The 26,313-nt window shown below is 69.5% G+C and carries 18 protein-coding genes; 16 read left to right on the forward strand and 2 right to left on the reverse strand.

All coding sequences use genetic code 11. The features are described from left to right. Positions 1-42 precede the first annotated feature (42 nt). The 11 genes from POL67_RS20340 to POL67_RS20390 all read left to right on the forward strand — a co-directional run bounded on the left by POL67_RS20340 (position 43) and on the right by POL67_RS20390 (position 13,641). Positions 43-1,332, forward strand: a complete 1,290-nt coding sequence (locus tag POL67_RS20340; RefSeq protein WP_271919469.1) for a zinc-ribbon domain-containing protein — start codon at positions 43-45, stop codon at positions 1,330-1,332. After that, a complete protein-coding gene (locus POL67_RS20345; RefSeq protein WP_271919471.1) occupies positions 1,329-1,928 on the forward strand; it encodes a thioredoxin family protein in 600 nt (199 codons plus the stop codon). The genes POL67_RS20340 and POL67_RS20345 overlap by 4 nt, the downstream gene beginning before the upstream one ends. Before the next feature lie 58 nt (positions 1,929-1,986). Further along, on the forward strand, positions 1,987-2,520 hold the full coding sequence (locus tag POL67_RS20350) for a hypothetical protein (RefSeq protein ID WP_271919473.1): 534 nt from the start codon (positions 1,987-1,989) through the stop codon (positions 2,518-2,520). Next, the gene (locus POL67_RS53670) at positions 2,499-4,604 is read left to right on the forward strand and encodes a DUF3570 domain-containing protein (protein ID WP_271919475.1); all 2,106 of its coding nucleotides are present in this window, start codon (positions 2,499-2,501) and stop codon (positions 4,602-4,604) included. Before POL67_RS20350 ends, POL67_RS53670 begins: the two co-directional genes overlap by 22 nt. After that, positions 4,604-5,167: a hypothetical protein gene (locus tag POL67_RS20360; protein WP_271919477.1), complete on the forward strand. Its 564-nt coding sequence runs from the start codon at positions 4,604-4,606 to the stop codon at positions 5,165-5,167. The genes POL67_RS53670 and POL67_RS20360 overlap by 1 nt, the downstream gene beginning before the upstream one ends. Continuing rightward, positions 5,164-5,730 (forward strand): hypothetical protein, encoded by a 567-nt coding sequence (locus tag POL67_RS20365; protein ID WP_271919479.1) that lies wholly within the window; start codon positions 5,164-5,166, stop codon positions 5,728-5,730. Before POL67_RS20360 ends, POL67_RS20365 begins: the two co-directional genes overlap by 4 nt. Before the next feature lie 96 nt (positions 5,731-5,826). Then, a complete protein-coding gene (locus tag POL67_RS20370) occupies positions 5,827-7,836 on the forward strand; it encodes a serine/threonine protein kinase (protein WP_271919481.1) in 2,010 nt (669 codons plus the stop codon). Positions 7,837-8,146: 310 nt separating this feature from the next. Continuing rightward, positions 8,147-9,178, forward strand: a complete 1,032-nt coding sequence (locus tag POL67_RS20375) for a hypothetical protein (RefSeq protein WP_271919483.1) — start codon at positions 8,147-8,149, stop codon at positions 9,176-9,178. Between the two features lie 16 nt (positions 9,179-9,194). Then, the gene (locus POL67_RS20380) at positions 9,195-10,673 is read left to right on the forward strand and encodes a di-heme oxidoredictase family protein (RefSeq protein WP_271919485.1); all 1,479 of its coding nucleotides are present in this window, start codon (positions 9,195-9,197) and stop codon (positions 10,671-10,673) included. Continuing rightward, positions 10,670-12,157 carry a di-heme oxidoredictase family protein gene (locus POL67_RS20385; RefSeq protein WP_271919487.1) on the forward strand — a complete coding sequence of 496 codons (1,488 nt, stop codon included), beginning with the start codon at positions 10,670-10,672 and terminating at the stop codon, positions 12,155-12,157. Before POL67_RS20380 ends, POL67_RS20385 begins: the two co-directional genes overlap by 4 nt. After that, positions 12,154-13,641: a hypothetical protein gene (locus POL67_RS20390; RefSeq protein WP_271919489.1), complete on the forward strand. Its 1,488-nt coding sequence runs from the start codon at positions 12,154-12,156 to the stop codon at positions 13,639-13,641. Before POL67_RS20385 ends, POL67_RS20390 begins: the two co-directional genes overlap by 4 nt. A gap of 201 nt (positions 13,642-13,842) precedes the next feature. On the opposite strand, the gene POL67_RS20395 is transcribed toward POL67_RS20390, so the two are convergent. After that, complete coding sequence (locus POL67_RS20395) at positions 13,843-15,342, reverse strand: Kelch repeat-containing protein (RefSeq protein ID WP_271919491.1); 1,500 nt, start codon at positions 15,340-15,342, stop codon at positions 13,843-13,845. A 232-nt stretch (positions 15,343-15,574) separates the two neighbouring features. Between POL67_RS20395 and POL67_RS20400 the strand changes: the two genes are divergently transcribed. The 5 genes from POL67_RS20400 to POL67_RS20420 all read left to right on the forward strand — a co-directional run bounded on the left by POL67_RS20400 (position 15,575) and on the right by POL67_RS20420 (position 22,077). Next, a complete protein-coding gene (locus POL67_RS20400; RefSeq protein ID WP_271919493.1) occupies positions 15,575-16,804 on the forward strand; it encodes a hypothetical protein in 1,230 nt (409 codons plus the stop codon). Continuing rightward, a complete protein-coding gene (locus POL67_RS20405) occupies positions 16,801-18,126 on the forward strand; it encodes a hypothetical protein (RefSeq protein WP_271919495.1) in 1,326 nt (441 codons plus the stop codon). Before POL67_RS20400 ends, POL67_RS20405 begins: the two co-directional genes overlap by 4 nt. Before the next feature lie 2 nt (positions 18,127-18,128). Beyond that, entirely contained in the window at positions 18,129-18,962 is an 834-nt protein-coding gene (locus tag POL67_RS20410; protein WP_271919497.1) for a hypothetical protein, read from the forward strand. An 11-nt stretch (positions 18,963-18,973) separates the two neighbouring features. After that, a complete protein-coding gene (locus POL67_RS20415) occupies positions 18,974-20,497 on the forward strand; it encodes a hypothetical protein (RefSeq protein WP_271919499.1) in 1,524 nt (507 codons plus the stop codon). Between the two features lie 143 nt (positions 20,498-20,640). Next, positions 20,641-22,077 (forward strand): hypothetical protein, encoded by a 1,437-nt coding sequence (locus POL67_RS20420; RefSeq protein ID WP_271919501.1) that lies wholly within the window; start codon positions 20,641-20,643, stop codon positions 22,075-22,077. 2 nt (positions 22,078-22,079) lie between these two features. On the opposite strand, the gene POL67_RS20425 is transcribed toward POL67_RS20420, so the two are convergent. After that, positions 22,080-26,021, reverse strand: coding sequence for an ATP-binding protein (locus POL67_RS20425; protein ID WP_271919503.1), 3,942 nt, complete (start codon positions 26,019-26,021; stop codon positions 22,080-22,082). Between the last annotated feature and the right edge of the window lie 292 nt (positions 26,022-26,313).

Genomic DNA, 26,313 nt, shown 5'->3' on the forward strand with positions numbered 1-26,313 from the left:
CCGACCCGAGGTAAACAGTCGACCCTCCGAACCAGACGCGACATGAAGATCACCTGCCAATCTTGCCAGTCGAAGTACACGGTTTCGGACGAGAAGGTCCAAGGCAAGACCGTCAAGATCAAGTGCCGTAAGTGCGGCGCGACGATCCTCGTCAACAGCAGCGGGGCGACCACGACGAACGCTGACGCCGCCTCGGCCGCGGGCGCCGAAGAGGCGGCGGCGGACGGCGGGGCGTACCAGGTCAACGTGGCCGAGGGCGATCAGCGAACGATGTCGCTGCAAGAGATCGTCCAGGCCTACAACAGCTCGGTCATCACCGCAGACACGTACGTCTGGGCCGATGGCATGGGCGACTGGCAGCCCCTCGGCCAGGTGCCGGCGATCGTGGACGCGCTCAACGCGGCCGCGCAAGGCGCAAGCGCGCCGCAGCCTGCGCCCGAGCCCGCGCGAGCTGCCGTCAAGAAGGACGGGGCCCGCGGCGGAGCGCGCGATCTCTTCGGCTCCGACGGCGCCTCCGACGTGTCGACGAGCGCCTCGGGCATGGGCGGCTCCTCGCCCCGCGCGGCGGCCGCGCCCATGCGCATCGGCGCCGGCAAGGAAGAGCAATCCGCGCTCTTCTCGCTCAGCGCGCTGACGAACCGCGCAGGCCAGACTTCTTCTTCGGCCGCGAGCAGCCTCAGCAGCCTCGGCGCGCTCGCGTCGACGCCGTCGAAGTCGATGAACTCCGATGACTCCGGCCTCATCGACCTGAAGGCGCTCGCCGCCGGCGCGTCCGCCGCGCCGTCCACGACGTCCGCTGCGGCGAGCTTGCTCGGCGACTCCGGCGGCTTGTTCGAGCTCGCGGCGCCGCCCGTCACGGCGCCCGCGGCGGCCCCGATCCCGATCCCCGAGGAGACGAAGCCGCAGAAGAACCGCACGCCGCTCTTCATCGGCATCGGCGCGCTCGTCGCCGTCGGCGCGATCGTCGGTGCGTTCATGGTCATGAACGGCGGGCCTCCGCCGGAGGAGACGACGGCGCAGTCGGCCGCGCCCGCGAACACGCCGCCTCCGCTCGAGACCGCGCCGCCCGCGCCGACGCCTACCGTCGCCGAGACCGAAGCGCCCGCGGCCAGCGCGTCCGCGCTCGCTGCGAACTCGAAGGGCGGCACGTCGAAGGCGGGCGGCACGACGTCGAAGGCGGGCGGCACGACGACGAAGGCCGGCACGGCGCCCACGAGCGGCGGCGGTACGGCGCCCGCGTCCACGGCGAAGCCCACGGCGAAGCCGAGCTCCTGCGGCTGCGCGCCTGGCGATCTCATGTGCGCGATGCGCTGCTCCGCCAAGGGCAAGTGACCCTTCCGGGAGGGGGCTCCCGACCCGCGGATCCGCGGAGCCCCGCCCGCTTCTTCCCCGTTCGTTTCTCCAAACCCACGATCGATCCACGCGCGTTTGTCCTCGCCGCGAGCGCATGCCTCGTCGCGTGCGCCGCGCGCGCGCCCGAGCCTGCGCCCGTCGTGGCGATCCCCGGCGGCGCGCCTGCCGTGGTCGCCGTCGGAGATCCAGATCCGAAAGGCACAGCGTCCTCGCCGCGGCTTCATCCGTGGGTGTGGGAGACGGACGAACCTCGCGCCCGCGCCCGCGCCGCGCGGGAAGGGGTGCCGCTCGTCGTGCACCTCTCGGCCGCTTGGTCCGCGGCGTCGATCGCCATGGCGCGGGAGGTCTGGTCCGATCCACGCATCCAGCTCCAGCGCATGCCGATCGTGGCGCTGCGCATCGATCTCACGGAGGAGACGCCGGACGCCGAGTTATGGGCTGCGCGGTACGGCGCGAGCTCCGTGCCGACGACGGTCGTGCTCGACGCCGAGGGGCGCGAGGTCGCGCGACTCTCGGGCCCCTGCACCGTCGAGGAGGTCCTCGCGGCGATCCGGAAAGCCGCCGCCGATCCCTGATAGGAGAGCTTGTCCCTCTTTCGCGGGCCCGGCTATGATGGCGAACCTGCCCGGTAAGATGCACAAGCCCTCATTCATCCTTCTTCTCGCCGCTGTTGCGGCGCTCCCGATGGCGATCGCTGGATGCGCCACCGAGGAGATCCCGCCCTACGGCGATCCAGCGAAGGTCGTGGGAGGCGCGGGGGCTTCCTCGTCCTCGGGCGGCGGCACGTGCATGAGTGATCCCATGTGCGCCGTGAGCTTCGCGACCGACGTGCTCCCGATCCTCGAAACGAAGGGCAAGTGCGCGGACGCCCAGTGTCACGGCATGGGCGCAGGCACGCTCACGCTGACCGCGGGCGACGCGGAGAAGCTCCGCACCGAGCTCCTCGGGATCAGCGTGGTGGGGGGCCCGTACATCGCGTGTGAAACACCGGGAGACTCGAAGATGCTCTGCAACCTGCGTGTCGAGATGGGGGTCGTGAAGCCGCCGAACTGCGGCGCGCTCATGCCGCAGGTCGATCCCGACGACACCGTCGATGATGCCCGGATCAATCAGATGGAGTTCACCACCATCGAGGAGTGGATCAAGTGCGGCGCGCCCGACAACTGATCCGCGCGTTCCTGCTGCCGGCGGCCGTCTTCGCGCTCGTCGGGCTCACGGACGCCGGGCCCTCGTACGCGGGGGACAAGGACGCTGATGGGCTCGTCGCGGTCGCCGAGGCGATGAACGAGTTCGTCGAGGGCAAGTACGACAAGGCCCTGTCTCGGCTCGATACCGCGCTCAAGGCGTGCAAGGGCAAGGCCTGCGAGCCGAGCGTGCGCGCCGAGATCCAGATGGCGATCGGCGTCGTGCAGGGCGCGGGCAAGAAGAAGCTCGACGCGGCGAAGAAGGCGTTCGAGTCGGCCCTCAAGGAAGACGCGAACGTCAAGCTCGACAAGCAGTGGGCGACGAAGGACCTCGAGAAGACCTTCGCCGAGGCCCGGCAAGTCCTCGGGCCGGCGCGCCCGCCGCCCACGAAGCAGCAGATGGCGTCGGTCACCGCGGCGCAGGCGGCGCTCGCCCAGAAGGACTGGAGCGGGTGCATGCAGACGCTCATCGCCGAGATGGCGACGTCGAGCGAGTTCGCCGCGGGCAAACTGATGCTCGCGAAGTGTCAGGACGCCGGCGGCCTGCTGCTGGAAGCCGCCGCCGACGCGCAGATCGCGGCGAAGTTCGCCGAGGAAGAGAACAACGCGGCCGTGGCGGGCGAGGCGAAGGAGCTCATCGAAAAGCTCCAGATCGACACGCCCACGATCACGCTGCAGATCCCGAGCGCGTGGAGCGAGGTCGAGGTCAAGATCGACGGCGTCGTCGTCCCGGCCGACAAGGTCAAGCAGCCGATCCCGCACAACCCGGGCAAGGCCACGATCGAGGCCAAGGGCAAACGCGGCAAGTTCCCCGCGCAGTACAAGTCGACCGAGGCCTTCGATCGCGGCGAGCAGATCACCGTGAACGTCGATCAGGGCGGCGCGGGCGGCAACAACAGCGCCGTTTTCCAGTGTATGCAGGCCGCGCGCACGCCGGCCGACATGCAGCGCTGCATCGACACGGGCGGCAAGGGCCGCGGCTTCACGCTGAAGGCCGGCCTCGAGACGATGTTCTACACCGACACGCTGAGCACCACGGTCGTGTCGCCCGCCGCCTACATCTCCGGCGAGAACCCGACCGCGGGCTGGCAGATCGGCGGCAGCTTCATCGTCGACGTCGTCAGCACGGCGTCGCCCGACATCGTGGCCACGGCGTCGCGGCGGTGGAACGAGCGGCGTTTCGCGGGATCGCTCTCCGGTGACTTCAAGGTCGGCCCCGCGAAGATCGGCTTGAACGGCGCGGTCTCGGTCGAGCCGGATTACCTCGCGCGCGCCGTCGGCGTCGCGGTGAGCACGGACCTCAAGAGCAAGATGGTCACGCCGACCCTCGCGTACAACCTCGGCTTCGACGTGCTCAGCCGCGCGGGCACGCCCTTCGAGGTGTTTCGCGAGGACATCATGCGGCACACGATCGACGCGGGCGTCTCGCTCGTGATCGATCCGAGCATGATCGTCGTCGTGGGTGGCACGGCCGAGCTCGTCTTCGGCGACACCTCGAAGCCGTACCGCCACATCCCGATGTTCACGCAGGCGACGGCCGATCGCGTCCCGCTCGGCGCGACGCGCCAGGTCGTCAGCCAGAACCGCTTGCCGTTCGCGCCGCTCGAGCAGCTCCCCACGGAGCGCAGCCGCTTCGCGCTCGTCGGGCGCGCGGCCAAGCGCTTCGAGAAGACCACGATCCGCGGCGACGAGCGGGTCTACGTCGATACGTGGGGGCAGATGGCGAGCACCACGGACGCGCGCTTCTTCCTCGACGTCAACGACGACCTGCGCCTCGGCAGCCACCTGCGCTTCAACATCCAGTCGTCGGTCGACTTCTGGAAACGCGCCTATGTCGCCACGCAGAGCGCGACGGGGTGGAACGTGCCCGAGTTCCGCACGAGTGATCGCGAGCTCGGGGCGCTCATGGGCTTCACGCTCGGCGCGAACGCGCGGTACGCGCTCGCCCGGGTGCTCTCGGCGCAGCTCCAGGTCGAGGGCCTCTACAACCAGTACTTCGACCACATCTACGTCTTCAACCGGTTCGGCTTGTTCACCGCCGTGACCCTGGAGCTGGAGGTCGATTGATGGTCCCCGTGTCGCACGGGCGAAGGTTCGCCGTGCTCTCGTTCGCCTTCGTCCTCGGCGTGGGCGCCTTTGGTTGCAACGGCAACGATCCCGTCCCGCAGGAGGTCCTCGACGATTTGCCCGCGGAGCAGGGGTCGCCGAGCGCGCTGCACCGGCCCGGTCAGCCGTGTTTGTCCTGCCACTCCACGTACGGCGCCGCCGCGCCCGCGTTCGCGATCGCCGGCACCGTATACAAGGAGAACGCGATGGGCGCGCTCGCGGCCGCGCCCAACGTGAAGGTCGAGATCTTCGACTCGGCGGGGCCCTCGCGCTTCGCGTGCACGAACGCGGCCGGCAACTTCTACATCGAGAAGGACAAATGGGCCGATCTCACCTTCCCGCTGAAGGTGAGGGCCGGACAGCGCAGCATGAACTCGATCATCGGCCGCGAGGGCTCGTGCGCCTCGTGCCACAAGCTGCCCTCGGACGACAGGCCGGGGAACGGCGCCGGACATGACTCGGCCGGCGTGGTGCTCGTCGATGACGGAGACACGGATCCGATTTGTGGTGGAGGTGCGCCGTGAGGCGGAACGTGCGTGAACGGCTCCGGAAGGCGCTCGGCCGGCGCTCGCTCGCGGCGCTCGGCGTCCTCGCGGCGGGGCTCTTCGGCCTCGGCTTCGGGGCTTCGAGCTGCGTGGGCGAGGCGGGGCTCGAAGCGTACGGGTGTCCGAACCCGGCCGTCTTCACGGCGAGCGTCTCGCCGTACCTCGAACGCCGTTGCGGTACCCTCGACTGCCACGGCCAGATGACGCGCCCCATGCGCATCTACGGCCAGCTCGGCCTGCGCCACCCGGCGGAGAACAACGTCTCCGGCGGCGTTTCGACGACGCAGCTCGAGCTCGAAGCGAACTACGCGGCCGTGTGCAACCTCGATCCCGCGGCGATGCAGCAGGTCGTCGACGATCTCGGATCCACGGCCGACAAGCTCCTGCTCGTCAACAAGGCGCGGGGGCTCGAACGGCACAAGGGCGGCAAGATCGTGAACGAGCAGGATCCCGGGGATCTGTGCATCCTCGGTTGGCTCGGCTTCAAGGATGCCGCCTCCGTGGCGGCCTCTTGCACCGCGGCGATCGAGCCCCTCAAGTAGGGGACCCTGCGAAGCGATCGCGGGAAGTACCCACCGAGACCCGAGACATGCCAGAATGGCCCCGCGGCTTTCCTCGACGCCGCCACGATCCGAAACATGCGACCTGACGAAATTCGCCCGGGCGGCCTCGTGGCCGGGAAGTACCGCATCCGGACCATTCTCGGCCGGGGGCACGGGGTCCTCGTCGAGGCCTTCAACACCGAGTTCGATCAGCGGGTCGCGATCCGCCTCCTGCTCGCGGGCCAGACCGACGACAAAGAGCTCGAGCGCTTCCGGCGCGAGGCGCGCACGCTCGCCAAGCTCGAATCCGAGCACGTCGCGCGTATCATCGACGTCGGCACCCAGCAGGACGGCACGTTTTACCTCGTCCGTCAGTTCCTCGAAGGCACCGACCTCGCCACGCACGTCAAGACCCGCGGCCCCTTGCCCTTGCAGGAGGCCTGCTTGCTCGTCCTGCAGGCGGCGGAGGCCGTCGCCGAGACGCACGGGCACGGCATCATCTTCCGCGAGCTCCAGCCGCAGCACCTCTTCGTGACGACGCGCGTCGGCGGCGCGCCTTTCCTCAAGGTCATCGACTTCGGCACCGCGAAGCTCATGCGCGACGTCGCCGCGCCGATGGCGGGCGAGATGACGGCCACCACGATGCTCGGCCTCTCGCCCTACTCGTCGCCCGAGATCGTGCGCAAGGCGAAGAGCATCGACGTGCGGGCCGACGTGTGGTCGCTCGGCGCGATCCTCTACTACCTGCTCACGGCGCGTCCGCCTTTCGAGGGCGAGATGGCGATGCTGATGCTGCAGATCACGAAGGAGGAGCCGCGCCCCGCGACGCAGGTCCGCCGCGATTTGCCGCCCGAGATCGACCAGATCTTCGGCTGGGCGATGGCCAAGGACGTCGACGGCCGCTTCGCCAACGTGCACGGCTTCGCGCATGCGCTCCGGCCGTACGTGACGGCCGAGGGGCAGGTGATCATCGATCGCATCGGCGCGATCACGCACGCGGCCAAGCAACGTAAGAAGACCGGCTCCGTGCCGCCGCCGCCCTTGCCCGCGCCCACGCCGCCGCCGCGCGGCTCCGCGGGCGGCCAGGCGGCGGACATCGAGGACGAGGAGTCCGTCACGCGGATCCAGAGCTCCGCGGCGGCGCTTGGCGAGATGGAGCGGACGATGTTCCTCGCCGGCGATTTCGTCCCGCAGCCGCCCGGGCCGCCCAAGGACGCGAAAGCAGGGACGCCGGGGACGGTCCCGTTCCCGGGGGCCGGTGGTGGTCCCGTGTTCGGGGGCGCGGCGAGCGGGATGGGGCCTTCGGTGCTCGGGCCTTCGGGGGCTCCCGAAGGGGGGCCGCTCTCGCCGCAAAGCGCGTGGGCCCCGGGGCGCCCGGATCCGGCGACGCCGTCGGGCGCCGTGATCTCGCCGCCCGGCACGGGCCCGGCCGGCGGGATCGTCGAGCCAAACCCATTCGCGCCGAAGAAGGATCGACGAATCCTCTTCGGGGGGCTCGCGGCGGCGGCCGTGCTCGTGCCCGTGATCCTCGTGATCCTGCTCGTCGGGGGCGACAAGAAGGGCGGCGAGGGGACGACGGCCGACAGCGCGGGGCCCGTGGCCGTCGCGCCGCCGCAGTCGACGACGGCCGAGCCGGCGGCCACGGCGCCGCCCCCGGCCACGACCGAGACCACGCCTCCGCCGGCGGGGGATCCCGTCGCGGTGAACACGCCTCCGGCCGGGGAACCGAATACCGGCAAGCCGGCGGCCGGCGGCAATGCGGGGGGCGGCAGCGCGCCCGCGGGCACGGCGCCGAGCGGCGGCGCGACCACGAAAGCCACGGCGACGGCCACGAGCACGGCGAAGGCGCCTCCCACGGCAACGGCGACGCCGACAGCTGCGCCTGCGGCGGGCGGCGGCAACGGCACGCTCGTCGCGGTCGCGGTCGGCGGGACGTGTGCATTTTCGGTGAACGGCGCCTCCAAGGGCACCACGTCGACGCTCAAGCTCTCGCTCTCGCCGGGCACTTATTCGGTGAGCTGCAAGCCTGCGAGCGGCGCCACGAAATCGAGGAGCGTGGCCATCAAGAGCGGCGAGACCGCGATGGCGATGTTCAAGCTCCAGTAAAGGCGGGAAGGTCCGCCGCGATTGACGCGCGGCCCGCCCATTTCACCAAACGCGCGAACACGAGCCCCGGCGCGTCGGCTGCCTCACGACGCATTGCGGTAGATCCATACTCGTGCCACGTGTCGCGCGTTGCGTGACGCGTGATCACGCGTCGGTTTGACTGCGAATGAATTTACGCGATCCCCTTCGGCGAGGCCTATGGGACGGGCTTTTCGCGACATTTATGTGTTGACCCACCGACGCGCCCTTGTTTAAATAACAAGCTGGTCCATCGCGTACGGCGTCGTGGGGAAAGCATCGGGAGTGGAGCATGCGTAATAGCTTTATCAAATCGATTCTCGTTCCGTTGACTGCGCTTGGCTTGGCGGCGTTTTTTGCGCAGGCATGCAGCGGAGGAGACAACACGAACTCGGGCTCGGGCGGCCCCGCCGGCTGTATTCCCGGATCGACCGCCGCGTGCATCTGCGGCGGCGGGCGCGAGGGCGTGCAGGTCTGCAACGCGGCCGGCAATGGATACGAGGCCTGTGATTGCGGCGGCAGCGGCAGCGGCGGCAGCGGTGGCAGCGGCGGCGGCGGCCCCGTCACGTGCGTGGAAGGCGGCTCCACGGCGGTCGTCTGCGGCAATGGCACGCTCGATCCGGGCGAGGAGTGCGACGACGGCAACTGCGTCCCCGACGACGAGTGCTCGGACAAGTGCAAGAACCCGTACTGCGGCGACAAGATCGTCCAGGCGGGCGAGGACTGCGACGACGGCCAGAACGAGGTCGGCGACATGTGTCCCGACGACTGCCAGATCCCGAACGACGGCGGCCCGGACGCCCCGGTCGATCCCTGCGCCGGCAAGCTCATCTTCAGCGGCTTCACGGCGGCGCCGCAGGCCTCGCAGTGGAGCTACATGGGCAGCCTCGGCTACGAGGCCGGCACGAAGATGTGCCAGGCGATCGGCGCGGCGGGCGTGTGCGACTACGAGCAGCTCGCCGAGATTTTCAACAACCAGGCCGCGCACCCGGTCGACGTCGCGAAGATCACCACGAGCGTCCCGGCCGGTGGCATGATCACGGCGTGGGTCAATCGCACCACGATGGCGACCATCGGCGGCACGAACTATGCGGTGGGCGCGGGCGGCCGCTGCAACAACTGGACGTACATGACGAACCACATCGACGACGGCGAGTTCGTGACCATCACGAACACGGCCGGCGCGATCGCGGGTGCGTTCACGCTCGACGCGAACGCGTGCTTCACCGGCAATCCGGCCGATGGCTGCGCCGGTCCGGGCCTCGACTGCGGCAGCGTGCAGCGCTACATCCCGTGCTGCTTCCCCGTCTGCCAGAGCCCCTGACGCGAGGTTTTGGGTCATGAGCGCCTTCCGCCGCTTCGGATTCGCGCTCCTCCTCCCCCTGGCGGCCGGCCTCCTGGTCGCCGCCGGGGGCGAGGAGCCCATTCCTTGGCCCCACGGAGACGCCCCTTCCTCCATCGAGCTCGACGAGGCCATCGGCGCCGCGATCGAGCTCGCCGCCCGCGAGCGCGTCGAGGAGTTCCTCGAGGCGGCCGAGAAGGGCGAGGATCGCGAGCACATCTTCGCGCTGCAGCCGAACATCGATCTCGGCGCCTACGATCTCGAACGGCTCTTCGCCTTCGGAGACGCGCTCTTCGCGCACGAGTTCCGCGGCGAGGACGGTTTTGGGGATCGACCTTTGCCTGGGCTCTCGCGCGTGCATTCGGGCGTGCGCGGCGGGCTCGACACGTATTCGTGCGCGGGTTGCCACTCCGTCGGCGGGCCCGACGGCGCGGGCGCGCCGACGCAGAACGCATTTCTCCTCGGCGACGGCGATCGCGCCTCGTCGGCGAACCAGCGAAACGCGCCGCACGTGCTCGGCCTCGGGTTCGTCCAGGCGCTCGGCGCCGAGATGACCTTCGACCTCGGACAAACGCGGAGCGCCGCGCTCGCCAAGGCCGCGGAGACCGGGACCGACGTGACCGTCTCGCTCGAATCGAAGGGCGTCTCGTTCGGCAGCCTCACGGCGCACCCGGATGGCTCGCTCGATACGTCGGCGATCGTCGGCGTGGATCGGGATCTCGTGGTCAAACCCTTCGGCTGGAAGGGCGACATCGCGCGGCTGCGGCGCTTCACCGAGGATGCGGCGCGGATCCATTTCGGCGTTCAGTCGCACGTGCTCGCGCTCCAGTGGCAAGTGGAGCCTGACGTGCCGCGGCTCGGCGCGGGGCCGAACTGGTGGGATCCCGATAACGACGGCGTGCAACGCGAGATCGAGGAGGGGATTTTGACGGCGACCGCGGTGTACATGGCGATGCTGGAGACGCCGGTGATCTTGCCGCCGCACGATCCGGCGCTGCGCACGCGCTGGTCGAACGGCATGGCCGTGTTCGAGGAGGCCGGCTGCGCGAGCTGCCACAGCCCGGAGCTGCCGCTCATGAACGTGCGGTGGGACGAGTGGCCCGATACGACCGGCGGCCCCCCGGTCGAGCTGAACCTCATGCGTGACGGCGAAAAGCCGCGGGGCACGAGCCTCGTCAGGCTCTACAGCGATCTGAAGCGGCACGACATGGGCGAAGGGCTCGCCGATCCCCACGACAGCACCGGGGACGTCCCGCGCAGCGTGTTCCTCACGCGCCCGTTATGGGGCCTCGCCGAGACTGCGCCGTACCTGCACGACGGCCGCGCCGCGACGATCCCCGAGGCCATCGACGCGCACGGCGGCGAGGCCGCGGCCGCGCGTGACGCCTTCCGCGCGCTTGATCCCGAGGATCAGAAGGACCTCCACGTCTTTTTGCTCTCGCTCACGCGGGAGCCGAAGGTCCACGTGCTGCAATGAGGCGCGCGCTCGTCCTCTCGCTCGTGGCCACCACGCTCGCGGCGTGCGCGCTCGATCCGACGCCCGTGCCCACGGCACAGAAAGGTTCGGCGCGCGCGCTCGGGGTGTACACGACAGACCTCGAACCGGACCTCGAACGCCAAGCGTACGACGCGCTCGCGCGCGACGCGCGCAGGCGCGAGCATCGTTTCCTCGACGCGGCCGATCCCGGCCACCTCGCCCGTTCGATCCGCGTCGAGCAGGCCGATCTCGAAGCCGGCGTCCATTCGCCCGAGGCGATCTTCCAGCTCGGCGCGCAGATCTTCCACGCCACCTTCACGCCCACGATGGGGTACGGCGGCAAGGATCGGCCGCACCTCGCGCGGTTTCACGAAGGTCGCCGCGGCGGACCGGACGCCATGCGGTGCGATTCGTGCCACTGGCGCGGCGGCCCCGGCGGCGCGGGCGACGCTGCGGACAACGCTTATCTCGCCGGCGACGGGGATCGGCAATCGAGCGCGCTCGCCCGGAACCCGCCCTCGCTCGTGGGCGCGGGCCTCGTCGAGCTCGTCGCCCGCGAGATGAGCGCCGAGCTCGCCCGCGCGCGCGACGCGCTCGTCGTGAAGGCGAAGGCCGAGGGCAAACCCGCGCGCGGCCCGCTCGTGGCCAAGGGCGTCGTGTTCGGCGAGCTCGAAGCCCGGCCCGACGGCGCCCTCGACGGCACGAGCCTCCTCGGCGTCGACACCGACCTCGTGGTCAAACCTTTCGGCTGGAAGGGGCATTTCGCCTCGCTGCGCGACGCCGTCGAGGACGAGCTCAACATCCACCACGGCATGCAATCGACGTGGCTCGTCGCGCACGGCGATCCTGCGCGGATCGGCGCGTTTGGCGGGACGGACCCCGATGGCGACGGCGTCACGGACGAGATCCGCGAGGGCCAGGTGACCGCGCTCGCACTCTTCCTCGCCATGCAGGAGGTGCCCGTCGCGGATCCGCCGGAGGATCAGGATCACATCGTGCGCCTCGGCGCGGGCGAAGCGCGTTTTCAGGCGCTCGGCTGCGCGAACTGCCACATCCCCGCGCTCTCGCTCGACAGCGCCGTGTATTCGCTCCCGAGCCGCGAGGGCGGCACGCCGGTCCGCGTCGATCTCGCCGCGGACGCCGCGGCCCCGCGGATCACGCCGCCCTTCGACGGAGGCCCGCTGCGGGTCTACCTCTACAGCGATCTCAAGCGGCACGACATGGGGCCCGGGCTCGCGGAGAAGCAGGCGGATCGGGGGGTTCGTCCGGGCACGTTTCTCACGCGCCCGCTTTGGGGCGTCGCGCGGAGCCGCCCGTATCTGCACGACGCCCGCGCGCCGACCCTCGAGGATGCGATCCTGCTCCACGGCGGCGAGGCGCAGGCCGCGCGTGACGCGTTTGCCGCGCTCTCGGAGTCCGAGCGCGCCGATCTTCGCGTCTTCCTCACCTCGCTCACCCGGGCTCGCCGGCTCTCCGTTCCATGAAACGTCTCCGCGCATCTTTGCTCCTCCTCGGCCTCGGCGCGCTCGGATGCGGCGAGGTCGAGATCGCTTGTGACGACCCTGCCGCCTGCACCTGCGGCCCCACGCGCGCCTTGCCCCAGGGCGGCTGCTGTCCCGCGTGGACCGTGGCCGACGGGGAGGTTTGTCGCGCCCGCACGTGGATCTACCCCGCGCCGTCTCAAGCGATCAGCGGCCCCGGGGCGCGCCGCGTGTCCGCGTCGATCGACGGGCGCGGCCGCGGGCTTTTCGTGTGGGACGAGGCGACCACGCCCGGCGCCGACGTGATCGTCGTGGCGGAAGAGACGGACGCGGGTTTGTCCCTGCGCAAGCCGAGCGCCGTGCTGCCCGGGTTTGCTGGCATGGGCGTCGTCCTCGGCGGCGAGGCGGGGGACGCGGTCGTGTCGTGGCGCCAGTCGATCACGGGCGGCGAGGGCGACGTCCATCGGAGCGAACGCGCGCCCGACGGGACGTGGACGGACCCGATGTCGCCCGCGGATCGGGTCTCGTTCGGCGTACGAGCGTACGAGCCGCGGCTCGCGACGCGGCCTTCGGGCGAGATGCTGCAGGTGTGGAACCAGTGGTTCGACGGTTCCCATTTTGGCGTCGCGATCGCGCGCCGGAGAGGCCCGGGCGAGGCGTGGGAGGGGCCTTCGGCCGAGGACGACGTGCTCTCGCCGGTCTCGTTTTTCTCGAACGCGCCGCAGGTCACGGTGAACAGCCGCGGTGATGCGCTCGTGTCCTGGTACCAGTCGGCCGGCAGCCAGCTCATGGCGTTCATGAGCGAGCGCCTCGGCGCCGAGGGCGCGTTTTCACGGCCCGGCGTGGATGCGTATCTCTCGGCCCCGGGCGCGCCAGTCGACAACGATCCCGTTTGCAACCCGAAGCCTGCCCTCGCCGAGGACGGCCGTGGCGTCGTGGTGTGGACGCAGGAGACGGGGCAAGGGGGCGTCGCGGTGTACCTCGCCTCGCGGGATGCGAGCGGCACGTGGACGCGGCCCGCGGACCTCGCGGATACGTTCTCACGGCCCGCGGGCAAATGCCGGGACGCGCGGGCGGCGTTTGATGGGCTTGGCCATTTGTACGTCACCTGGTCCGAGGACACGGGGACGGGGCCGGTCGTGCACCTTGCGCAGCGCGCGCCGGATGGCGCTTGGATCCACCCGGGGGATCGACCTCTCGTGCTTTCGACGGAAGGCGCGACGCAGGCGATCACGCCGGTGCTTGCCGTTGGCCGGGATGGCGGCGTGATCGTGGTGTGGAGCGAGGAGGTGGGCGACCACTTCCGTGTTGCGGCGCGGCGGGGGAGCGCGGCGGGTTTTGGGCTCCTCGAGGTCCTCTCGCCTGCGGGGGATCACGCGCTCACGCCGCACGTGGCCGTCGGCGGCCCGGGCGATCGCGCCGTGGTCGCTTGGATCCACGGCGAACCCACCGTCGGCCGTGTCCTCTTCGCGACGCTCGCCCTCTGAGCCGTTCGCCAGCGGGCGCTGCCACAACTCATGCGCCTTTGCATCGACCGCATCGCGGTCGATGCACCCGAGGTCCAGGGCTGGCCCTGGTCCGGGTCGAGGGGTGGACAACCCTGGGGTTTGGGGCGTAGCTCGGCTTGCCGAGCGTAGCCCCATCGTTGATCAGACGGGTCCGGGGTGAAACCCGGCGCTACGCTGCATTCAGGGCTGCGCCTCGGCGCCGGTGCCGAGTGCGCCTTTGGTGTCGCGACCGCCCCACACGAGGATGCGCGAGCCTGTCCATACGGCGGTTGCGTCGCGGCGTGAGCTCAGGGCGGGCACTTCGGGGATGGGCTCCCAGGTCCCGCCGTTCATGCCGGGCGTGTATCGCCCGCCGTCGCCGAGGCTCCCGGTGCAGACGAGATCTCCGCAGCCGCCCCAGACGATCATCGACGACCCGGTCCAGACGGCGACGTGCGAGCGGCGCGGGCTTGGCGCGCCTGTGGTGGTCATGGGCGTCCATGTGCCTTGCGCGCCGGTCAGGGGCGCGAAGATGGCGCCTGTGTCGAGGTAGGGCCCGCCGTTCCAGCCGCCCCAGATGTAGATCTCCGAGCCGGTCCATACGGCTGTGTGGGATTCGCGGAACGACGCTGCGTTCGTCATGGAGGTCTTTGCCGTCCATGCGTTGTCGCTCGGCGAGTACATCGCGCCGTCGCCGAGCCAATCGAAGAAGTCCATGCCGCCCCATACGACCATGCGATCGCCGGCCCAGGTCGCGGAGTGCTGCGTGCGCGGGCTCGGCGCGCCCATCGTGGTCGTTGGGGACCAGGTCTTCGTGGCGATGTGGTAGCGGCCGCCGGAGAGCAGCGGCTGGTTGCTCCCCGAGGTGCCTCCCCAGACGATCATGTACGAGCCTGTTGCGACGGCCGAGTGCCGGATGCGCGGCGTGGGCTCGTTCATCGTTGGGATCGCGGTCCAGGTATCCGTGTCGGGGTGGTAGAATGCGCCTGCGCCGACCGTCCCGTTCGTCGAATAGCCGCCCCACACCATCATGACGGTGCCCGTCCAGATGGCTGTGTGTCCGAAGCGCGGGGAGGGGGCGTTGACGCTGCTCATCGGCGTCCATGTCTTCGACATCGGATCGTAGAGGGCGCCGTCGCCGAGCAGCGGATCGAGGCCGCCGCGCTCGCCGCCCCAGATGATCATGTGCTTGCCGGTCCAGATCGCGGTGTGGTTGAAGCGCGGCGACGGCGCGTTCTGCTGGGACAACGGGACCCACGTGAGGCAGGCGCCGCCGACCGCCGTGTGCGAGATCGCGCCCGTTTGCGGGTCGCAGGCGTCGGTCGTGCAGGGATCGCCGTCGTCTGTCGTGACGGGCTTCGGCACGCATGCGCCTGCTGCGTCGCAGGTGAGGTCCTCGACGCAGGGGGCGGGCGTGCCGCACGTGGTGCCTATCGCGAGGGGCGTGGAGACACACGCGCCGTCGGTGCAGGCGTCGGCTGTGCAGGGGTTCTGGTCGTCGCAGGCGGTGTCCGCGGTGCAGCCTGCGTCGCTGCCGCTGTCGGGCGCGCTGCCGCCGGTGCCTGCGTCCGGGGCATCCGTGTCTTCGGGGATGAGATCGTAATCGATCTCGGCGATGAGCACGCAGCTCGTGACCGACGACACGGCGAGCGCGGCGAGGAGCGTGCTCGCGAGGGCGAGCGACGCGCGGCGTTGAGACATCCTTTTTCGGTACCAAGGATGCCTTCGAGCATCAAGAACTCCTTCCCATGGCGGGAATAGGGGCGCATAATCCGGATCTGATCTCCCTCGTCCTCGATCCTCGAGACGAGGCGAATCGAGGCGAGGGTGCGCGGATCGATGCCGGAACAGGCGCGCGCCCTCGGGTTCCCGGGCCTCCCCCGGGTGGGCATGCATCGATCCACCCGGATCACCCTCGATCCTTGTTATGGCAGTGAAAACTTCTCGTGAAATCGGATCCGCGGGCCGCCCCATTCTGGGACTGCTCCTGTCGCTCGGCGTTGTGGTCGCGATCGCGGGGATGAGCGCGTGTTCGAGCAATAACTCGGAGGGCTCGTCAGAGGGGACCGGGGCGACCGGCGGGGGCGGGGGCGGAGGCGGGGGCGGGGGTGGGCCTGCGGGGCCGACGCCTTACGAGCTTTTCCTGAAAATCGAGCCGGACCTCGTCACGAATTGCAACATTTGCCACAAGAAGGGCGGCTCGGCGCCGGCGCCGTTCCTCGCGGGGACGACGCCCGAGGAGCGGTACCAGACGATTACGTTCTGGCCGGGGATCGTGGTCCACGCGCCCGAGCAGAGCATTCTGCTCACGCACCCGGAGTCGGCGAACCATGGCGGCGGCGAGGCGCCGAGGATCCCGGACAACGTCAAGCCTGGCGTGCTCACGTGGCTCACGGCGGAGGCCGAGGGGCTGCCGGATGGCAATGGGGACATCGGGCCGAGCGTGCGTCCGTTCCGGCCTTTGCCGGGCGGCGCGCTGAACACGGTCTACCTCGACGCGCTCGGCGCTGATTTCGAGTACATGTCGATCGCGTTCTTCGCGGAGGCGCTCGGCGGCACGAGCGACGCGCCCACGATGCTTCGCCTGACGAACATCACGGTGCACCCCGTCATCAACAAGCCGCTGCACATCGTGCACCCGGTCTTCACGGTGTACGTGCCGGGACAACCGGGCGATCCGGATCCGGTCGACAGCTTCTCGAACCTCGACCAGACGTTCACGCTCGGCGGGAACAACACGCTCGGGACCGGCGAGGTCGTCCTGACGAACTGGCAGAAGGGGGCGTACCTCGGGATCGCGTTCGAGCTCATCGAGGTCTACGGGGGCAACGCGGGCCCGGGGACGGGCTGCAATGATCTCGTGACGTTCCAGCAGAACGTCGTGCCGGCCATGCAGACGTGCATGATGAAGTGTCATGGCGGGGCAAACCCGCAGGCCAAGGGCACGATGGATCTGTCGGAGCTCAATGTGATGATGCCCTCAGCGGCTTGCCAGGAGGTACGGGCGCGCATCAAGCCGGGCGATTCCGCCGCGAGCCAGATCCTGCAGGTGACGGATCCGGTGCAGCCGATCGTGCACATGTACAAGTTCGACGGTGATCTGAACGCATACAACGCTTTCAAGACCAAGGTGGAGCCTTGGATCATGGCGGAGCAGCAATGACAATGAAATGGGGCAAGAGAGCGTGGACCGGGACCGCGCTGATCGGACTTTCTTTGGTCCTTTCTGCGTGCAATCCCGATGATCCCAACCAGCTCCTCGGCGGGCCGCCCGCCAATGGGGGCAAGCCCTGTCCGCCTTCCGCGGGCGGAGAGGGCGGATCCACAGCGTCGACCACCGTCGGGAATGGCGGATCGGGCGGCGAGCCGACGACGACGAGCGGCGGCGGGACGACTGGCTCGGGCGGCGGCGTGAAGACCGTGCTCGACGAGCGCGTCGTCTCGTACAGCGAGGCGCTGCGCACCGCGAGCCTCAAGCTCGTGGGCAAGCTGCCGAAGAACGATGAAATCGAGGGCATTCGGAGCGCCGCGGATCCCAAGAAGGTCTACGAGACGTTCGTCGACCAGTACATGGCGTCGCCGCGCTTCGCCGCGATGATGCTCGATTACTGGAAGAACACGTTCCGCTCGGGCGCCATGGCCCCGAACGAGGCGCCGAACCGCAACAACGCGCCGCTCTTTGCGGCGAAGGTCACCGTCGAGGGCGGCGATTACCGGCAGCTCTTCACGGCGACGAGCGGCACCTGTCCCACGTTCGACCCGGCGGCCGGCACGTTCACGGCCGCCGATTGCGCGAATGGCCCCGCTGCCGCGCCCGCGGCCGGCGTGCTCACGGACGCGGGCCTCATGGCCCAGTATGCGAGCGCGCTCGCGTTCCGGCGCGTGCGGTTCATCCAGGAGACGTTCTCCTGTCGCAAGATGCCGGCCGAATACCGAGGCACGCCCGAGCCGAGAGGCGGCGGCTTCTATACGTCGCCCTGGCCCTTCGAATCGATCGCCGGCGCGGCGAACGGTGGTCGTGTCGACTTCCTCGATGATTCGTCGACGATCTGCGCGAACTGCCACGGCTCGATGAACCACCGCGCCCCGCTCTTCGCGGCGTACGACGACAGCGGCAAGTACATCGAGCCCGCCGCCGGCATGGACGGCATTCTCGAGTTCTCGGCCACGGTGCCCATCGACGGCAATCCGAAGGTCAAGCAGAGCGATTACCTGCCCCCCGGCGAGACGACGGCGTTCAAGTTTGGCCAGCCCGCGGCGAACCTCCTCGAGTACGGCCAGCGCATGGCCGCCGACGACGAGGTCGCGCGCTGCGCGGTCGTCCGCGTCTGGAACTACGCGATGTCGAAGGGCGACGCGGTCTACGATCTGGCCGACGTGCCCGACAGCGTCATCGACCCGTTCGTCAAGCAATTCAAGACCAACTACAACCTGCGCGAGACCATCCGCGCCGCGTTCGTCCACGACGACTTCGTGAGGTATTGATCATGGCGCGGAGCTTCCTCGGCTGGGCGCTGCCTGGCCTGTTCTTCACGATCGGCTTCGGATTCGCGGCATGCCTCGGCAGCGCGGATCCGATGGGCGAGGACTGCGAGCCGACCACGTCGGGCCCCGGAGCGGGCGGCAATGGCGGCACGGGCGGTACGGGCGGCGCGGGCGGCGGCTCGGCCGGCGCGGGCGCGCAATCGGCCGGCGATCCCGAGACGAGCGAGAATGGCAGCAACAACTTCCATCATCCGATGGACCCCACGCAAGCGGGCCAGGACGATCCGTTCGAGATCCTGAAGAAGCGCGCGGCGGAAGGTCCCCCGGAGATCCGCACGCGGCTGCACTCCTGCAGCAAGCTCACGTATGCGGCGCTGGGCGATCTGCTCACGACGCGCGGCGTGGATCTGAACAAGACGGCCGCGGCGGGCCAGCCTCCGACGGCGGGCCAGCTCTACAAGTCGGCGGCGACGAAGGATTCGCTCGGCGTGGCGAACTTCGACGCGCGCATGGGCGAGTCGTATTTCTATACGATCTCGGCGGCCGCGAAGGTGCTCGACATCTTCATGCAGGCCGCGCCCGAGATCATCCAGAACATCGAGAACGCCGAGGAGTGCAAGATCAACGGCGTGGGCAATCCCATGTTCGATGCTGCCACGGGCAGGTGCGTCTACAACTCGTTGAGCTGCATCATGGGCCGGCCGGCGACCGAGGATGACATGGACCTCTGCAACCTGATGATCGAGCAGGCGAACAAGGCGGATCCCAAGGATCTCGCGAACAAGCGCGCGCTCACCGTTGCTGCGTTCCTGAGCGCGGCGCATACCTGCGAGTAGGAGAACGGGCCATGGCAAACTACAAACTCAAGGATTTGCGCGGCCCCCAGCGCCGGAACTTTCTCCGGCTGATGGCCGCGGCGGGCGCGGGCTTCGCGCTCGAGCGCTCGCGGCTCCTCAATTTCATCGCCGACGAGGGCGGCACCGCGCTCGCCGCCGAGGCGTGCGGCGAGACGAACCGCCACGTCGGTATCGTCTCCGGCGGCGGCAATTTCTGCCTCTGGCAGCTCATCTGGCCGCTGCCCGACGTCGCCGCGTCGATGAACCCTGCCTTCGCGTACGACGCGGTCGGCCAGGGCTTCATGACGAACTACGTCGACGAGAACTCGTATTTCAAGAACGGCGCCGCCGACCGGCCGATGTATTACGGCCCGGATGCGCCGTTCGTCGACCAGGCGTCGCAGACCGTGCACCGGCCGATGAGCGCGTACCTCGTCGCGGACACGGCCGTGCATCACCGGAAGCCGCTCCGCCAGATCACGATCGACGGCGCGCTCCCGGGCAACACGAACAACAGCGGCGACGGCGTCGTCGGCAGCAGCGTCACGCTTTTCGCCGCGATCGGCGCATTGCAACGCACGACGACCTCGATCCTTCCGTCGATTGGCGTCGCGCCTGCCTCGATTGGCTCTGCGCCGGGCGCGCCCACGCTCTCGGTCGTGCCGAGCGCGGACTCGATGGTCGACCTGTTCAACAGCGCCGCGTCGAAGGCGATCCTGCTCGCGCAGGAGGACAAGTCGATGTTCGAGACCTATTACAAGGCGATCCTCGGCCTGCGCGAGGCTGCCGGGCGCCCGACCTGGGCGCGCGAGCTCGATATTGCCAAGAAGGCGTCGAACCTGATCGGCAGAAACCTCGCCGATCAGCTCCGGCCGGAGACCGAGGACCTCGACTTTTACGGCGCCACCGCGGTCCAGGGCATGGCGGCGAGCGAGTTCTTCGGCGGTCAGAATGGCAAGGACAGGCTCCTCAATCTGGCGAAGTCCCTCATCATCACGAAGAAGGCGTTCGCGCTCGGATTGACGAACCAGGTGATCATCGGCGTCGTCGCCGAGACGGGCGGCGGCATTTTCACCGATCCGCACGAGACCTTCGCGCAGCTCCCCGGCGCGCGGAACGTGATCAAGTATTACGGCATGTTCCTCGACCGGTTCTACCAGGACCTCGCGAAGGCGCCGGATCCGGCCTGCACTGCGAAGAACCTCGACAAGACCGTCATCACCACGGTCCACGGCGATCACCCGCACGACCCGCTCACGCGGAATGCGTGGCCCGACTCGACGCCGGGCGGCGCGAACTGGATCTACGTGATGGGCAATGGGTACCTCCCGGCCGGTTGGCATGGTCATCCGAAGACCAACAACACGGCATTGGGCATCGACCCGACGACGGGCCTGAGCACCGCTTACAACGGGATGAAGTCCGTGCACGCCGCGAGCGCCGCGATCCTCTACGCGATCGCGAACGGCGACATGAAGAAGGTGACGGATTTCTATAAGGGCAACGCCATCACCGCGCTCGTCAACAAGGTGTGACCGAGCCGGGCGTCCGGTGACTTCGGCCGCGGAGGGATCCGCGGCCGAAGTCTTTTGTGGGGCACGTACGTCGAAGGACGCGCTGACGAAGACGTGTAAGGTCTTTTTCGGCCCGAACGTTGTGGGGAGGCGAGGAGGAGCGAATGAAGCGGAGCATGGTGGTGATGGCGGCGGGGTTCGCCGTGGGGGTCGGGCTCGCGGTCGGGTGCGCGAGCGGGCCCGTGGTCGTGCAGAGCAGTGATCAGGCCGCCGAGCCGCTCCCGTCGCAGGAGAAGCAGGGGAAGACCGAGCCCACGGGCATCACGACCGGCACGGCGCCCGAGGTGGCGACGGGGCCGACCGAATGGGGGATCGTGGGGCCGGCGCCCGTGCCGACCGTGGATTACCCGAGCGTCGTCGCGCGGGTCGAGTCGATGATCCGCGACCGCAATGTCGTGGCGGCGACGCAGCGCCGCGGTTTGTCGGTCATGAACGTGATGTGGGAGGATACGGGCCGGGCCCAGGGGTCTTCGCTCGGACCGAACATCTCGGATTTGACGCTGCAGGTGCGGTTCCACGACGAACGCGGCGACTCTTTTCGAACGGCGCTGATGCCCGTGATCCGCTTTCCGAATTTCACGGATCGCACGGGCGACATCCCGGCGGACCGGTTTTTCGTGCGCGTCGGCAACCAGAAGGCGGGCGGCGGGTCGATCGAGTCGGTGCCGCTCAAGGACGTGCTCAAGGACATTCGCGCGTTCGCCAGCGTGCCGAGCTCGATCCTCGGCAACGGCAACCTGCTCGCGCCGCGGGACTCGCATTTCCTGGTGAGCGCGCAGGCCGTGTTCTTGCCGATTCCGAAAACGGGCAAGGCCGAGTTCAACCCGGTCATCTTCAATTACCAGTCGGCCCCGAAATCACCCGCCGTGCTGACGCTCCTGGTGACGCGCGAGGGCACGAGCATCAGCGTGATCGAGAACCGCCGGGAGGACATGGGCATCCGCGGGATGGGGCAGGAGCTTTATTTCAACAACAAGGGCCAGCGCGCCTCGTTCACGGCCGAGCGGCGCAGCGACGTGAAGGCGCGCATCGAGGCGCAAGGCGGGCCGAAGACCGAGGCGGACCAGAGCGCGCTCGCGAAGGGAGCGGACGTGCTCTTCCTCGTGCAGGTGCCGCTCGTGCACGCGCAGCGCGGGGTGCTCGGCGGCTCGGTGCCGACGATGCCGACGCCGAAGAGCGGCGGGGCGCCGATGCCCATGGCCACGACCAAGCCGTCGAAGAAGGCCCTCGACGCCGCGGTCGAAGAGGACAGCGACGTGGAGCAGGCGGTGCTCGGCCACGGCCCGAACCTCGGACCCTACAACGAGGGGCACAACCTCCGGCTCGTGCGGGACCCCAAGTTCCCGATCCGGGTGACGGTGCAGTTCTACAAGGCCACGAGCAACGGCGTCGTGGACGAGGCGGATCTCGACGGGATCTCCCGGTCGATCGGGAGCGTGTACGAGCATGCGGACTTCGTCGGATCGCTCGTGATGCCGGAGGGAGATCCGCGGCGGCCGACGGCGTGGCAGACGATCCCGGGGGAGTGGTTCCCGTGGTGATCTCAGGCCGGCAGCCGGAGCGCTTCTTCCACCCACGCGCGCGCCTTCGCCGCGAGGGCTGACAGGCGCTCGGCGTCCCACGTCGCGCGCGGCAGCGGCATCTCGCGGCGGTTCAGGGTGCCGCGCGCGTCGAACAGCTCGCAGAAGGACAGCAGCGCGAGGGCCTTGCGGAACCGAACCATGGGCGTTTGGCCCTCCTCCGCCCGTAGACACGCCTCCGACAGCCGCGCCATGCTCTGGATCTCGTTGGCTTCCCATAGGAGGGGAACGTCGAGGATCCGCTGCGCCGCGGCTGCGTCCCCTCGCGCGAGCGCCTCGTCCGCGGTGACGACGATACGCAGGTAGTCCCGCTTTACGGCTTGCTCGGGCGTCCACGACCTTTCTTCGTCCGAGAGCGGCACGCAGAGGGGAAGGATCTCTTCAGGCTCGCACGCGCCTTCCTTGCAAGCGGCTGAGCGCTCGAGCTCGACGAGCGCCGCCTCGGGCTTGTCCAGCATCATCAGCGCGATCCCGCGCATGTGGTGGAAGTGCTTTACGTCCGAGGGCTCGCGGAGCCGCGAGGGATCGATGTCCGCGAGGTGCTCCACGATCTCGCGCCACTGCCCCAGGGAGCCGAGCGTGCGGGTATACGAAAGCCGGATCCTCGGATGATCGGGGAACCGTTCGCACGCGATCTTGTTCACGTACCCGGCCGTCTCCATGTCATGGAGCCGCTTGAGCGCGTGCTCGAACGCGAGGATCTCGTCCGGGCCCGCCTTTCGCCGCGCCCACTCCAGGCGCCGCTTGAGCCCTTGTCTCCCCTCCCGCCGGAGCACGCGCTCTTCCTTGATCGCGGCCGTGAGGTTTTCCCCCGCGGGCTGGTGGCAGTCGAGGTGCCGCGTGTGCAAGGAGCCCCTCGGCAAGGTCGGGATCGTGAACGGCGCGACGATAGGGCCCTCGGCCGCCCTCGGCGGCTCCGGGCCGAGCGGCACGATCTCGTGGTGGCCGTCGTGCAGCACGACGAGCGCCGCGCGGCGACCGTCCGCGGTCCCCGCGAGGAGCGAGCGCCGAGGCACGCGTACGCGGTACGTGATCGCGAGTCCCTCTTCTTCGTCGCGGAGGCCAAAGAGCAGGGGGCCGTCGTCTTTGAGATCGAAGAGCACGAAACACATCTTCGCGTCGAGGCTCCCGATCGCCGTCACCTCGTAGACGGCCGTCACGCCTTCGAAGAGGCGCAGGGGCCGCACGCCTCGCGCGTCGATCTCGACGAACCCCCACCACGCGGCGTGAGGATCCATCGGGCCCTCGGGGTCGCTGGTGATGCCCAGGATCCGCTCACCGTCCGGGCAGGCGACGACCGCCCTGGCGGAGAGCGCGTCGGTCGGGAACGTGGGGTCGCCGGACGGCGCCCCGCGGGAGCTGTAGAAGCACGTCCGGCCCTTGTCCTCCTTCTCGCTGCTCTCGGAGACGACCACGCGCGGCGTCTTCAGACCGGGGATGCCGCCAGAGGAGACGCGCTCGGAACGATGCTCGCGGATCTCGCGCACGAGCCGCAGATCCTCGAGGTCGAACACCGAGAGGATCCGGCGAATGCTGCCGCTCGCCATCGTGTTGATCCAGAGCCAGCGACCCTCCGGGGTGATGAGCGCCTCCTCGACGTGCACCTGGGGCAAGGTGAGCTCGAGGATGTTGTCTTGCTGGAACGTCACCGCGGTGCCGTTGCAGAGGACGTTCCGGCACCAGCGCTCCACCGTCCAGTCGTCCGTGTCGATCTCGAGGAGGCTCGCGCGCCGCCCGACGAGGATCAGGCGTCTGTCGCGCAGCGCCGCGGCCAACAGCTCGATCGGATCCGGCGAGCGCAAGGTGATGCGCGCCCGGAGCTTGCCCGTCGCTGCGTCGATCACGCGGAGGAAGACCCACGCGCCTCTCGTCTGGGGGACGATGAGGACGACCTCCTCGCGCCCGTCACGCGTCCGCACGAGCATCGTCTCCCACTTCCACCGAGGGATGATGCGTGCGTCGTGGAGCGCCGCCGCGGGTCCTTGGCCTCCCTCGAACGTCTTCACCTGCACCGAGAATTGGCGCCGCACCTCCGCGCGGATCTCCCCGCGCAGGGCCGCGATCCGCGCCACGTCCTCGCCCTCCACGCGCGCCGCGAGCTCCTCGCACACGGCGAGCGCGCGCAGGGCATCCCCCTCGCGCCGGAGCTCCGCGAGCGAGGCGGCGAGGGTTTGCCGTTCGAGCTTCCGCTGCACCTCTGCGCGAAACCGATCGAAGGCCGAGGCCTCGTCCTCCGGCAGATCCTTTCGTTGCACCTCGCCGAGGAGCTTGTTCGCCTGCGCGACGTCGCCTTCCTCCATCACCCGCCGAGCCGCCTCGATCCGCCCCGTGGCGACCCGCCGGCGTTCGTCCGCGAGCGCGGCCTGCGCGCGCTTTCGCACATCCTCTGCGGGTGCGAAGCCCTGCAGAACTTTTCCGTGCGCGTCGAGCAGCTCGATCGCCATCTCCGGCGAGCGTTCGGCGAGCTCTGTGGCGCGGTGGAGCGCGACGATCGCGGCCACCGCCGGCTTCCCCTTCGCGCCCTCGCCGGGCGGCGCGACGACATCCATCCACGGGAGGAGCTTCGAGCCTGCGAGCGCCTTCACCCGGCCGCGTCCCGGGGCGGGCAACGTGAGGTACGCGGCGAGACCCTCGGCGATCGCGCCTGTGCCGATCGCTCGTGCGATCGTCGCGGCGTGCGCTTCTTCTTCCTGCGCGCGCGCTGCCGCGAGCATCACGGCGATCCGTTGCTCGACGGTCGCCGCTTCATGCTCCGGGAGTCCGAGGCCCTTCGCGGCTTCGAGCAGCGCGACGGCTTGCTGGGGCGCGCCGCGATCGAGCGCGTCGCATGCGTCGTCGAGCTTTCGCCGCGCCTCGTCCCGCTTCTTTTGCTCCTCGACGGCGCGAAGGATCCTCCGGGCGACCTCGCTCTCCGGGTGATGCGCGAGGATCTCGCGGGCGCGTTCTTCTGCGCCGTGGAGATCCCCCTCCGCGAAGAGCCGTGACGCTTCCGCTTCCGCGGGGCCTCGCGTCGTGGCGCGCGCCTTCGCGAGCGCGTCTGCGAGGCCCACGAGCTCCGGATGGGTCACGTCGAGGGCTCGCGCCCGCGTGATGTCGTCGGCGGCAGAGGCGAGGTCTCCCGTTGTGAGCGCGCTTCTCGCGAGTGCCACGAAGACCTCGGCGACGCGCGCCGGGGGGGCCTTTGCGTTCGCGGCAGGGAGCAGGCGAAGCGCACGCGCGCGCTCGTCGAGCCTCGCGGCGGCGAGCGCGAGGAGGAGACGCACGTGGACATCCGTGAGCGTCTCCGCGGGGAGCGTGGCCTCCAGGGCGAGCGCCTCTGCGTCGATGCCGAGCGTGGCCACGAGGAGCGAGAGGAGCGCGATCGCGGCTTGCGTGTCGCCGCCGCTTTGGGCGAGCGCTTCTTCGAGGTGTGTCCGGGCGAGCTCGTAGTCGTACTCTGCGAGCGCCTCCTCGGCCGCACGGAGGAGGTCCGGGAGGGCGCCGCTCGGGCGGCTGCCTTCGCTTGGTCGCGGCGTGGTCTTCCGTGGTGCTTCGGGGGCCAGGGGCGCGGGGGAGGCTGCCGTATCGACCACGTGCTGGACGAAGGACCTCGCGTCGTCGTCGAGCTCCGCGATGACGGCGTGGCAGGCGTCGAGGCCCGAGGGGCGATGGTGGAGGAGGACGACGCCGGGCTGGCCGGGCTCGGGGCGGATCTCGATCGCCTCGCGGAAGCGCGTGACGAGCATGCTCTGGAGGCGGTTCTTCAGGGCGTAACGCCGCGCCGTCTCGCGCCGATCGAGCCCGCGGTCGGTGGGGTTCACTTCGCGGATGAGCGTGACGAGATCCCGCGCCTCTGGACGTGAGCGACCTGTGAGGACGTCCTCCGGGTCGAGCGAGCTGTGTCGGGTCTTCTTGTCTTTGGCCATACGCGGGGGAGGCCTGGCGGCGTGCGGTTGGGCGATCGGAAGGCTGTACGGGGTGTGGTGTCAAGGGGCGGGGGCTCACCTCGCCCGTGGAACGAGCCCTCCCGCGCGAAAAACGCTCCCCCGAGCGCGGAAGACGCGCCGGAAGCGAGGGCAGGCGCGCGGGAAGGTCACGCCGCTTCGCGGGAAGAAAAAGCGGACGTGTCGGAAGAAAGCGCGCGTGGTCCACGAGCGGATCCCTTTTCCGCAGGAGCGAATCGCACTTCCGTGGGAGCGAATCGCACTTCCGCAGGAG

This window comes from Polyangium mundeleinium (genome assembly GCF_028369105.1).
In the GTDB taxonomy this organism is placed as follows: domain Bacteria; phylum Myxococcota_A; class Polyangia; order Polyangiales; family Polyangiaceae; genus Polyangium; species Polyangium mundeleinium.

Coding starts and splice junctions, on each gene's coding strand:
- POL67_RS20380 (WP_271919485.1), top strand. CDS start 9,195: ATGAGCGCCTTCCGCCGCTTCGGATTCGCGCTCCTCCTCCCCCTGGCG.
- POL67_RS20385 (WP_271919487.1), top strand. CDS start 10,670: ATGAGGCGCGCGCTCGTCCTCTCGCTCGTGGCCACCACGCTCGCGGCG.
- POL67_RS20395 (WP_271919491.1), bottom strand. CDS start 15,342: ATGTCTCAACGCCGCGCGTCGCTCGCCCTCGCGAGCACGCTCCTCGCC.
- POL67_RS20390 (WP_271919489.1), top strand. CDS start 12,154: ATGAAACGTCTCCGCGCATCTTTGCTCCTCCTCGGCCTCGGCGCGCTC.
- POL67_RS20405 (WP_271919495.1), top strand. CDS start 16,801: ATGACAATGAAATGGGGCAAGAGAGCGTGGACCGGGACCGCGCTGATC.
- POL67_RS20425 (WP_271919503.1), bottom strand. CDS start 26,021: ATGGCCAAAGACAAGAAGACCCGACACAGCTCGCTCGACCCGGAGGAC.
- POL67_RS20340 (WP_271919469.1), top strand. CDS start 43: ATGAAGATCACCTGCCAATCTTGCCAGTCGAAGTACACGGTTTCGGAC.
- POL67_RS20375 (WP_271919483.1), top strand. CDS start 8,147: ATGCGTAATAGCTTTATCAAATCGATTCTCGTTCCGTTGACTGCGCTT.
- POL67_RS20350 (WP_271919473.1), top strand. CDS start 1,987: ATGCACAAGCCCTCATTCATCCTTCTTCTCGCCGCTGTTGCGGCGCTC.
- POL67_RS20420 (WP_271919501.1), top strand. CDS start 20,641: ATGAAGCGGAGCATGGTGGTGATGGCGGCGGGGTTCGCCGTGGGGGTC.
- POL67_RS20370 (WP_271919481.1), top strand. CDS start 5,827: ATGCGACCTGACGAAATTCGCCCGGGCGGCCTCGTGGCCGGGAAGTAC.
- POL67_RS20415 (WP_271919499.1), top strand. CDS start 18,974: ATGGCAAACTACAAACTCAAGGATTTGCGCGGCCCCCAGCGCCGGAAC.
- POL67_RS20410 (WP_271919497.1), top strand. CDS start 18,129: ATGGCGCGGAGCTTCCTCGGCTGGGCGCTGCCTGGCCTGTTCTTCACG.
- POL67_RS20360 (WP_271919477.1), top strand. CDS start 4,604: ATGGTCCCCGTGTCGCACGGGCGAAGGTTCGCCGTGCTCTCGTTCGCC.